This window comes from Ruegeria sp. L12 (genome assembly GCF_056531745.1).
In genome coordinates this window covers 1-10742 of sequence record NZ_JBQFMH010000032.1, presented here as the reverse complement: position 1 = coordinate 10742, position 10742 = coordinate 1, and the positions used below count along the sequence as shown (strand labels likewise).

Annotated in this window: 12 protein-coding genes and 1 pseudogene; 7 read left to right on the top strand and 6 right to left on the bottom strand. The window is 59.9% G+C overall.

From position 1 onward, the window contains the following. From ACR0K9_RS21180 to ACR0K9_RS21165, 4 genes are all read right to left on the bottom strand, one after another. Positions 1-575: aldehyde dehydrogenase family protein (locus ACR0K9_RS21180; protein WP_480826058.1), on the bottom strand; the 575-nt coding region annotated here is incomplete at its 3' end. Between the two features lie 128 nt (positions 576-703). Beyond that, positions 704-1981 (bottom strand): glutamine synthetase family protein, encoded by a 1278-nt coding sequence (locus ACR0K9_RS21175; protein ID WP_480826060.1) that lies wholly within the window; start codon positions 1979-1981, stop codon positions 704-706. Positions 1982-2061: 80 nt separating this feature from the next. Continuing rightward, positions 2062-2811, bottom strand: a complete 750-nt coding sequence (locus ACR0K9_RS21170; RefSeq protein ID WP_480826057.1) for an N-formylglutamate amidohydrolase — start codon at positions 2809-2811, stop codon at positions 2062-2064. A 106-nt stretch (positions 2812-2917) separates the two neighbouring features. Then, positions 2918-3721, bottom strand: a complete 804-nt coding sequence (locus ACR0K9_RS21165; RefSeq protein ID WP_480826056.1) for an inositol monophosphatase family protein — start codon at positions 3719-3721, stop codon at positions 2918-2920. Between the two features lie 372 nt (positions 3722-4093). On the opposite strand from ACR0K9_RS21165, the gene ACR0K9_RS21160 reads away from it, so the two are divergent. After that, positions 4094-5626, top strand: coding sequence for a sulfatase-like hydrolase/transferase (locus ACR0K9_RS21160; RefSeq protein ID WP_480826055.1), 1533 nt, complete (start codon positions 4094-4096; stop codon positions 5624-5626). A gap of 207 nt (positions 5627-5833) precedes the next feature. On the opposite strand, the gene ACR0K9_RS21155 is transcribed toward ACR0K9_RS21160, so the two are convergent. After that, the gene (locus tag ACR0K9_RS21155; RefSeq protein ID WP_480826054.1) at positions 5834-6238 is read right to left on the bottom strand and encodes a MerR family transcriptional regulator; all 405 of its coding nucleotides are present in this window, start codon (positions 6236-6238) and stop codon (positions 5834-5836) included. 108 nt (positions 6239-6346) lie between these two features. Here ACR0K9_RS21155 and ACR0K9_RS21150 point away from each other — a divergent pair, with 108 nt between their 5' ends. Genes ACR0K9_RS21150 through ACR0K9_RS21125 form a run of 6 tightly spaced genes read left to right on the top strand, consistent with a single transcriptional unit; the run spans position 6347 to position 10281 of the window. Beyond that, positions 6347-6955: an SCO family protein gene (locus tag ACR0K9_RS21150; protein ID WP_480826053.1), complete on the top strand. Its 609-nt coding sequence runs from the start codon at positions 6347-6349 to the stop codon at positions 6953-6955. Further along, positions 6952-7377 carry a disulfide bond formation protein B gene (locus ACR0K9_RS21145; protein WP_480826052.1) on the top strand — a complete coding sequence of 142 codons (426 nt, stop codon included), beginning with the start codon at positions 6952-6954 and terminating at the stop codon, positions 7375-7377. The genes ACR0K9_RS21150 and ACR0K9_RS21145 overlap by 4 nt, the downstream gene beginning before the upstream one ends. After that, positions 7374-8033, top strand: a complete 660-nt coding sequence (locus ACR0K9_RS21140; RefSeq protein ID WP_480826051.1) for a DsbA family protein — start codon at positions 7374-7376, stop codon at positions 8031-8033. Before ACR0K9_RS21145 ends, ACR0K9_RS21140 begins: the two co-directional genes overlap by 4 nt. Before the next feature lie 15 nt (positions 8034-8048). After that, positions 8049-8501 (top strand): copper chaperone PCu(A)C, encoded by a 453-nt coding sequence (locus tag ACR0K9_RS21135; protein WP_480826050.1) that lies wholly within the window; start codon positions 8049-8051, stop codon positions 8499-8501. Next, entirely contained in the window at positions 8501-9115 is a 615-nt protein-coding gene (locus ACR0K9_RS21130) for an SCO family protein (RefSeq protein ID WP_480826059.1), read from the top strand. The genes ACR0K9_RS21135 and ACR0K9_RS21130 overlap by 1 nt, the downstream gene beginning before the upstream one ends. 23 nt (positions 9116-9138) lie before the next feature. Beyond that, positions 9139-10281, top strand: a complete 1143-nt coding sequence (locus ACR0K9_RS21125) for a permease (protein WP_480826049.1) — start codon at positions 9139-9141, stop codon at positions 10279-10281. Between the two features lie 322 nt (positions 10282-10603). Here ACR0K9_RS21125 and ACR0K9_RS21120 read toward each other — a convergent pair. Further along, positions 10604-10742, bottom strand: a pseudogene (locus ACR0K9_RS21120) (IS6 family transposase); the annotation flags it as partial.

Below are 10742 nucleotides of genomic sequence, written 5' to 3'. Positions count from 1 at the left end.
GTCACGTCATGGCTCAGGAACACGTTCTGGAACACATCTTCAGGCACACCCGCCGCATGGAAGGCCCGCGCCATCCGCTCGCCCACCAGCAGGGTCTGCGTGGCGTGTTTCAGCACCACCGTATTGCCCGCGATCAGAGCCGGGGCCACCGTGTTGATCGCCGTCATATAAGGATAGTTCCAGGGCGCCACCACAAACACCACCCCATGCGGAATGCGCTTGATATAGCGTTTGAACGTCTCATCCTCACCCACCGCGATATCGGCCAGCGCGTCCTCGGCAATCCCGGCCATATGGCTGGCGCGCTCATTGAAGCCACCAAACTCGCCACCATAGCGCACCGGACGGCCCATCATATGCGCCAGTTCCGGCACGATCTCGTCATTCATCGCGCCGACAGCAGCCACGCCCGCCATCACCAGATCAATCCGCTCCTGCAACGGCCGCGCCGCCCAAGCCGCCTGTGCGGCCCGCGCCCGGCCCGCAACCTCAAACGCCGCCTCACGCGACAGTATCTCACGTTCCGCAAAAACCGATCCATCAATCGGCGAGACACATTGCAACATCTGCCCCATAGTCACTCCATTTCGAAAGAAAGCAGGATCCCTGCTTCATCTGGCCATAAATATCTCGGGGGCCGCCATTGGTGCGCCATTGGTTCGAGCGCCGATGGCGGCGGGCAGAGCCCCTCGCCCCCTCCACCTCACGCCCGCTCGAACCCGCGGGCAATTTCCCAATCGGTCACCACCCGCTCGAATTCCTCGATCTCGACCTCCGCCGCGCGGGTATAGTGATCGACCACCTCATCCCCCATCGCCGCCCGCAACATAGCCGAGCCATGCAGAGCATCCCGGGCCGCGCGCAAATTGCCCGGGATCATGCCACTTTCACCCTGATAAACGTCGCCTTTGGTAGGCGCTTGCAGCTCCAACCCCTCTTCGATGCCCGCAATCCCGGCGGCCAGCATCCCGGCCATCGCCAGATAAGGGTTCATGTCCGAGCCAGGTATGCGGCATTCGACCCGCACCGCCCTGGTGCCATCGCCACACAGGCGGAACCCGGCGGTGCGGTTGTCCACCGACCAGATGATCCGCGTCGGCGCAAAGGTGCCCTTCATGAAGCGCTTGTAGCTGTTGATGTAAGGCGCCATGAAGTACGTATAATCACCGGCGTATTTCAACAGCCCGGCCATATAGCTTTTCATCAGCGCCGACATGCCCAGCTCATCCTCAGCGTCATAAAACGCGGGCTGGCCATCCGCCCACAGCGACTGATGCACATGGGACGAACTGCCCACCTTCTCATGATGCCATTTCGGCAGGAAGGTCGCCGCGTGGCCGTGCTGCCAGGCGATCTCCTTCACCGCGTTTTTGGCGATCGAGTGATACTCGGCCGTCTCCATCGCAGGCGCATATTTGATGTTCAGCTCTTCCTGCCCGGTCTCGGCCTCGCCCTTCGTATTCTCCACCGGGATGCCCGCATTCCACAGATGGTTGCGGATCGGGCGCATCACGTGTTCTTCCTTGGTGGTCTGCAGGATGTGATAGTCTTCGTTATAGCCCGAGATCGGCTGCAGATCGCGAAAGCCCTCTTTGCGGATCGCATCAAAGCTTTTCTCGAACAGAAAAAACTCCAGCTCGGTGGCGCACATCGCCTCATAGCCCATCGCCTTCAGCCGGTTCACCTGCCGCTTCAGGATCGAGCGCGGCGCGTGCGGCACCTCTTCATGCGTGTGATGATCCAGCACATCGCACATCACCATCACCGTGCCCTCAAGCCACGGCACCGGGCGCAGAGTGCTCAGGTCCGGCTTCATCACATAATCGCCATAGCCCCGCTCCCAACTCGTGGCCGCATAACCATCCGGCGTGCCCATCTCAAGGTCCGTCGCCAGAAGATAGTTGCAACAATGCGTCTCCTCCCACGCACCCGCCACAAAATGACCCGCATGAAACCGCTTCCCCATCAAACGTCCCTGCATGTCAACAAAACAAACCAAAACCGTATCAACCGAACCGGCTGAAACCTGCGCCTGAAGATGTTCGAATGTAAGTGTCGCGCTCACGATGCGTCCTCCCTGATCGTGATATCGTTCAGCGCCGGTTCAAGCAGCGCCAGAATGTCCTGTGCCATGGCGGCAACCTGCTGTTTGTCGCTCAGCAGATCATTGCGCACCTCGATCATCACATTGGCCAATCCCCGGCTTAGCGCGTGCAGTCGAAGTGAATGGGTGACACCGTCCGCCGGTCCATAGGGCTGGTTGCGTTCGGTGCGACGGTGCGGAATTCGATCCGCGTAATCCAGCATTGCATCGACCAACCAGCTGTCCTCATCATGAAGCAACCCAAGCTCCACCGCGCGCGGCTGGCCATAATAGACCGGCGTGAAGGAATGAACAGTCACCACCACCGTGTCCGGTCCACGCCCATCCAGAACCTGCGCGACGGCGCTACAGAACGGCAGATAGACCGCCCGGGTCCGTGCGTCGCGTTGCAGTTGATCAAGGCCCACATTTCCCGGGACCTCGATCAATTCAGATCTGTCGGGCATCGCGCTTGCCGCCTCGGGCGGGCGATTGCAGTCATAAACCAGTCGCGAAACAGTCGAAACCACGACCGGCGCATCAAGCGCTGAAGACAGCGCCTGAGTCAGCGCCAATGCGCCAGGGTCCCAGGCGGCATGACTGACACGATCCGAGTCGGACAATCCCAATCCATCAAACTCGGACGGTATGTGGTTGCTTGCGTGTTCGCAGAGCAGAACGACGCGCCCTTTGCCCGTTTCGTTCAGGATTTCAACTGATCCGGTCAACCTTTGACCTCCGTATCAACATCCAACGCACTCCGCGCCATTTCTCTGATCAGACACATCTCTGGTCATTGCCCTTAGCGACACAGAAATGGGCCATCGCTTCCCTTTATCCGTTTACAAGTTCAAGAAGCTCGGCGTGCAACGCGGGCGTCGCGGCTGATATCACCCGCCCGTCTGAGTTCAGATCCAGTGCCCTGCCCTGCCAGTCGGTCATGATCCCACCAGCAGCTTCAACAACCACTGTTACAGGCAAGTAGTCATAGGGCTGCAGATCATAGTCGATCACCGCATCCACGTGACCCATCGCAAGCAACGCATGAGGATAGCAGTCATATGCAAACCTCCGGGTTTGCCCCGCGTTCATCAGCCGGTCAAACAGCGCCGGGTGATCTCGATAAATCTTATCGCCTTCGTTGACGAAAAGAACCGCATCGCTCAGTTGACGTGTCGCGCTGACAGCGACGGGCACACCGTTCAACGTAGCCCGCTGACCCTTTATGCCGATCAGAACTTCGTTCAGAGCCGGCATACCGATGACACCCAGCTGCGGCACCCCGTCGGTCAGATACCCCAACAGGAAACCAAACAACGGATGCCCCGACAGGAACGAGCGGGTTCCGTCAATGGGGTCCACGATCCAGACATTCTGCCGATCCTGCCCGTCGAAACCCTGTTCTTCGCCAAAGATACCGTCGTTGGGGAAGTTCTCGGCCAGATATTGGCGCACAACGGCCTCGACGCCTTTATCCGCTTGCGTGACGGGGCTTTCATCGGCCTTGAACTCTATCCCCAGCCGTCCGCGGAAATAACCGCGCGCGGCCTGAGCGGCGATACGGGCAATTTCTGCCGCATGGGCTGCGATGTCTGCCGTCTTTTCGGATGTTTCAACGGCGTTACGTGGGGTCGGCATTCAGTTCTTCCTTCATCGCAGTACCCGTGGCGGCAGATCGAGGCGCGGTTCTGAAACAGCTAAACCAGATGTGTAACAGATCATCATTGCACACGGGTTTTCCGACTGTATCGTCACTCTGAGCACCTAAGTTGCGCAGCATGTTTGAGGCATCTACCTCATAAATTCCACACAACACGTCAACAATAACCCACAAAAACCAACCATCACAACGCAAATGCTCCGCTTTTTGTTGATTGTTGCGTTCTTTTGTGGATTTTAGGCGACGGATATCGCAAGCATGCGGCAAAGCGGACCCATCCACAGCGCATTTTGGGCAGGAATACACGCACGGGACCCGAGATTCGGTCCGGCGATCAGGAGCAACGGGAAATGACAGTCAAACGCAACGTCCTGTTTATCATCACCGACCAGATGCGGGCGGATTGCCTGTTCGGGGCGTTGGCCGATCATGTGGATCTGCCCCATATGCGCGCGCTGATGGGAGACAGCGTTTCTTTCACCCGGCATTTTTCGGTCACCAACCCGTGCGGACCTTCGCGTGCCTCACTGCTGACCGGGCAATACGCGATGAACCACCGATCGGTACGAAACGGCACACCCTTGCGACATGATACGCCGTCCATCGCCAGCGAAATGCGCAAGGCCGGGTATTTGCCAATGCTGTTTGGATATACGGACACATCGCAAGACCCGCGCATCCTTGATGCAAACGACCCCGCGCTCAGGTCCTACGAATTCCATATGGCCGGATTTCAGGAAATGCTCGAAATGCGCATGGAGATGTCGTTTCCCTGGCGGTCGCATCTGAAGAACCGCGGGTATAAGTTCGATGACTATTTCGATGTGTTCAAACCGGTCGCATCAGATGGCGGCCAGCCTGCGCTGAACGATCCCGCAATGTATGCGGCCGAAGACAGCGACACGGCCTTTCTGACAGACCGGTTTCTGGACACCATGCCCGCCTATGCAGATGATGACCGGGGCTGGTTTGCCCATCTGACCTATCTGCGTCCACATCCACCGCTGGTCGCCCCGGCACCCTATAACCGGATGTATGACCCCGCCGCGTTGCCGCTGCCATCGCGCCTTGCAACGCCGGAGGCCGAGAACGCGCTGCACCCGTTTTTCGCCCCGGCACGCGCCAACACCACGGTTGCCGGATTTGTCGAAGGCTTCCCGGATCTCGAACCGACGGACGAGGTGGTGCAAACGTTGCGCGCCATCTATCTGGGGCTGGCAACCGAAGTGGATCATCACATCGGCCGCGTTGTGTCTTTTCTGAAGAAATCAGGTCAATACGACAACACATTGCTGGTGATCACTGCCGATCATGGCGAAATGCTGGGGGATCGGCACAGCTGGGGCAAAATGTCGGTTTACGATGCTGCCTATCATACGCCACTGATAATGCGCATGCCCGGCGGCGCGCGCGGCAAGCGCGTCGATGCGCCGACGGAATCCATCGATATCGTGCCGACCATTCTCGACTGGGTCGGTCAAGGCATCCCGGATTCCATGAACGGGCATTCGCTGATGCCTTTTGTACAGGACGAAAACCCAAATCCACCCAAAGATTGGCGCCACTATTCATTCTCGGAACTGGATTTTGCCGATCCTCTTAGCCCAACCCGCTGGCAACGGAATCTTGAAACGGGACTAGACGACAGTTGCCTGAGCATTCTGCGCGACAATCGATTCACCCTGGTCGAATTTGCAGCCGAATTGCCGCCCTTGTTGTTCGACAGCGCAGAGCGAGGAGAGCAAGAGAATCTGGCGGAACATCCTGAACACGCAGCTACTTTGGCGCGCATGACACGCGACATGCTACGTCACCGGATGCGAAAAATGGATAAGACGCTCTCAAACTGGATGATTACCCCGGACGGGCCACGTCGCAAATAACGAGGCCACCGCCTTTGCCTGATGTCATTTCCAGGCTCCAGACTGGTTGATTTACCGCCAGAACAAGACGGTAGCCGTGAGCGCGATTGCTGATAGAAAGAGCTTCGGCACCTGCCACTTTCTGGCCCCTCGCCCTGACAAAAGGCTGCTGGTCTGATTTTGGCTAATGGCCGATTCATCGTTTTGCCGTCCCGCAAAGACCAAATCTCAACCAGATGTCCTGGCCGTGCGCAATACCCCCAGAATGCGGCAAACGTCGATGGCCCCGCCCTTGCAGGCCTTCAGCATCCGATTGAGCTCTGCGCGCAGCCTTTCAAGTTGCGCCATACGCGCGTTGACCGCATCAAGGTGCCGCTCGACCAATGCGTCCACGTCGCCACAAGACTGGCCGTGACTGTCGGACAGGTCCAGAAGCTCGCGGATGTCGTCCAGCGAAAAGCCCAGATCGCGGGACTGGCGGATGAAGGCCAATCGTTCGGCCTGCGCCTCGTCATAACGCCGCTGGCCGCCTTCCGTGCGTCCGGGTTCGGGCAGAAGGCCGATTTGTTCATAGTACCGGATCGTTGGCACCTTGGTTCCGGTCTGTCGCGACAGCGCTCCGATGGTCAGCATGATTGGTCCTGATGAAAAAAGTCTCTCGGACCTAAAATAACCCGTTGAAGCTCTAGTTGCTAGAGGTCCTATCTGACCGTCAAATCGAATTTCCGGCGGGAATCAACAGTGACATTCAGATCGTTACGAACAGCTCTTTGGGGTCTGACCGGCGCAGCGGCGCTAGCGGTGGCCATCGTGGCCTATACGAAGCAACCGGATCAGGCGGCGGCGCGGATTACCACCGAAACGCCCATCGTGGCGCAATTCGAACTGACCGACCACACCGGTGCCACACGCACGCAGGCGGATTTTGCGGATGGCTGGATGCTGGTGTTTTTCGGCTTCACCAATTGCCCCGATATCTGCCCCACAACCCTGTCCGAAGTGGCCTTTGTGATGGACGAACTGGGTGACGCGGGCACAGCGGTGCAACCGATCATGATCTCTGTCGATCCCGAACGGGACACACCCGAGGTGCTGGGCGAATATGTCTCGTGGTTTGATGCCGGGATCATCGGACTGACCGGAACACCGGAACAGGTGGCCCAAAGCGCGCAGAACTTTCCGGTATTCTATGAACGGGTCGCACAGGACTCGGCCCCTGATGGCTATACCATGGCCCATGCCTCGCAGCTGTTTCTGTTCAGTTCCGAGGGTGCGTTGGTCAAATTCTGGCATTACGGCACCAGTGGCGAACAGATCCTGGCCGACCTGAAGCAGGAGATCGGCGCATGACCGCCCGCGCAGCCCCGGAAACCTTCCTGTTCACCGCCTGGCTGCTAGCCCTTGCCGCAACGCTGACAGTGCTGTTCATCGGCGAGGTGCTGGGCCAGACGCCCTGCAACCTGTGCTGGTTCCAGCGCGCTTTCATGTTCCCTCTGCCGATTGTGCTGGGACTGGCCCAGTGGTGGAACGACCCTGGGGCCGCGCGCTATGGCGTGGCGCTGGCCGTGTTGGGGGGTGCCGTCGCGCTGTGGCATCTGGGGCTTTATGTCGGGTTGCTGCCGCAGGCGGTGCTGCCCTGCTCGCAAACCGGCCCGTCCTGCACGGGTGAGAACCAGCAGGTCCTGGGCCTGCCGATCCCGCTGTTGGCGCTGCTGGCCTTTGCCGCGATAGCGGGACTCTGCCTTATGTCCATGAAAGGAAAGACACAATGAACAGACGCACCATGATGCTGGGCGCGCTGGCGCTTGGCGGCATCGGGTTCGCCGGGGCCTCGGCCTATGTGCTGCGCAAACCGGCCCCGCCTGCGGTGCCCGCGCTTGACGGTGACAAGGCCGCCGCGCTGGTCCGGCCCTGGTCGCCGGTGATCGGCCCCCGGGAGGCGCCAGTGACGCTGGTCGAATTCTTCGATCCGGCCTGCGAGGCCTGCCGCGCCTTTTATCCCATCGTCAAGGACATCATGACCCAGCATGGGGACGCCGTGCAGCTGGTGATCCGCTATACCCCATTCCATGGTGAGCCGTCGGAATACGCGGTTCGCCTGCTTGAGGCGGCCCGGATGCAGGGCGTGTTCGAACCCGTCAAGGCGGCACTGCTGCGTGATCAGTCGGACTGGACCTCGCGGCGGCAGTTGCGCGCGGATGTTGCCGACAGGATTGCTGCTGGGGCGGGGCTGGACATGGCCGTTGCACGCAACCAGATGCGGGCCCCCGACGTCACCGCCATTCTGAACATGGACAGCGAGGATGTGCGTCTTGTAGGCGTGCGCGCCACGCCGGGATTCTTTGTGAACGGCCAACCGCTTGAACCCTTTGGCAAGGCTGAACTGCGCGCGCTGGTTGCCCGCGCCGTCGCCCAAACCACTACCTGACCTCGGAGAGTATCCTTGAAACAGTATCTGACCTCTGCCTTTGTCCTTCTGGCCACGGCCTTGCCCGCCTTTGCCGGAAATGGCAGCATCGAAGCTTCGGACCCGTGGGCGCGCGCCTCGATCGGCGTCAACCGCCCGCGTGCAGCCTATATGACCCTGCGCAACACCGGCGACGCGTCGGTTGTGCTGACCGGGATCACCACCGATCTGTCCGGGCGGCCCGAAGTGCATAACGTCACAACCGATGCCAGCGGTGTCAGTTCCATGTCGCCTGCGGGTCCGGTGGAAATTGCCCCTGGAGGCGAAGTGACGCTGCAGCCCGGCGGCCTGCATCTGATGCTGATGATGCTGCAACGCCCGATGGTCGAGGGTGAAACCTTCACCGTTACCCTGCAATTCGAGGATGGCAGCAGCCATGATGTCGAGGTTCCGATCCACGGCGTCGCCTACCGGGGGCCGGGCAAGTGATCTGGTTGCGCCGGATTCTGATCGGCCTTGCGGCCCTGTCGGTGACGCTGGTCATCGGCTGGTGGCAGGTCGACGGGCCCGGCGCGGCGCAGAAAAGCGACCTGCTGCCGCAGGACCTGAGCGAGATGCGCTTTGATCTGATCGATCACAGCGGTGCACCCGTCGGCCCGGAAACGCTGATTGGCCAGCAGACCCTGGTGTTCTTCGGCTTCACCTATTGTCCGGCCGTGTGCCCGACCACTCTGGCCGATATTTCAGACTGGCTGGACGCGCTGGGGCCTGAGGCCGAAGGTATGAACGTCATCCTGATCTCGGTCGATCCGGAACGGGACACGTCTGAGGCACTGGCCGACTATGTCAGCTGGTTTCATCCCGCCATCCGCGGCTGGACCGGCGCCCCGGATCAGATTGCCCGCGCGGCCCAGGGGTTTCGAGCGCAATACGAGCGGATCACGCTTGAGGATGGCGACTATACCATGAACCACACCGCCGGGGTGTTCGTGTTCGATGCGACCGGCAATTGGAAGTCAATCATCGATTTCCACGAACCGCGTGAATATGCCGTGCCGAAAATCCGGCGGGCCCTGGGAAGGACACAACCGGTTTCCAGCTGAACCACAGAAATCAGGACCTGATAATGCAAGATACCAGCCCTCCGATCATCGCGCCCGAACGCCTGTCGGGCTGCTGTGGCTCCTCCACGTCTTCCTGCGGCAGTGATCTGGAAGTCGCGCCGTCCTGCTGCAGCACTGCGGATGCTTCGGCTCCGGCCTGGCGGCGGGTAGACTGGCTGCTTTCGGGGTCGGCAGCGATCATCGCGCTGTCCTATTTTGCGGCCTTTGTCCTGCCCGAGTATGCACCGCTGGGTCTGGGCACATTTACCCTTGGCATCTATGAGATGATGAACATGATGTGGTGGGGCATCCTGCTGGGTATGGTGGCGGTCGGCGTGATCGACCGGGTACCGCGCCAGTTCGTGATCGGCATTATCGGCCGGGATCAGGGCGCGCTCGGCCTGGTCCGGGCGGTTCTGGCCGGGGTGCTGCTGGATCTGTGCAATCACGGAGTGCTGATGGTGGGGGCGAAGCTGTACGAGCGCGGCGCCAGCCTGGGTCAGGTCTTTGCCTTCCTGATCGCCAGCCCCTGGAATTCGCTGTCGCTGACCATCATCATCGGGGTGACCATGGGCTGGGGCTGGATGGCCCTGTTCATCGGCGCTTCGCTGGCTATCGCCTTCATAACCGGTCTGGTCATCGAGATGCTCGAACGGCGGGGCAAGGAGGCCCCAAACCCCAACCGCGTCGATCTGCCCGCGGATTTCCATCTGTGGTCCGAGGCCCGCGCCGGGTTGAAGGCGCAGCGCTATGACATAGAGTTTGCCCGCGACGTCGCCCGCCGCGCGCTCAGCGCCAGCCGCATGGTCCTGCGCTGGCTGTTCTTCGGCATCGTTTTTGCCGCGCTGTTTCAGGCCACCGTCCCGACCGAGATTTTCGCCACCTGGTTCGGAGCCTCAATCTTTGGCCTGCTGACCACGCTTGTGGCCGCAACCATCATCGAGGTCTGCTCGGAAGGCTCGGTGCCCATCGCCGCTGACCTGATGCACCGGGCCCAGGCCCCAGGCAACGCATTTACCTTTCTGATGGCGGGCGTGGCGACGGATTACACCGAAATCCTGATCCTGCGTGAAGTGACCGACCGCCTGAAATCGGCGCTGCTGATGCCATTGCTGACCGTACCTCAGGTGATCGCCATCGGCTGGGCGCTGAACATCGCAGGTTGATAACCAACCAAGTTGCCCGGTCGCCTTCAATCGCGATCGGGCAACGCAGCAATCCCGGACTCGCATGCGTGGTCTTCGCACCAGAAGAAATGCCGTTTCAGCACTGCCGATGGGCTCCCTCATTTCCCGTATTTCGCGATCACTGCAAGGTGGATTTGTAGCAAACTTTTGACTGTTGATGCCCATAATTGCTTAGAATGAATGGCTATCAAAATTCTGAAGACGAAAGCCGGTTCATGACTTCGTTTAAAGGCGCACTGTAACCAAAAGGATCTGTTGCAAAGTTTCTTATTGAACGAATAGTTGGTACCGAACCCGGGACTTATGCCGCCAATTCTGCAAACTGACGAAATGGGCAGAGTCCGGGCTTGAGTTGGCCTTTACGGATCATGTTAGCGACCTCGATGCCAGCCAGAGTCGCTGACGCCGAAGCAAAAGACTTGAAGCCGAGCATCGGGCGG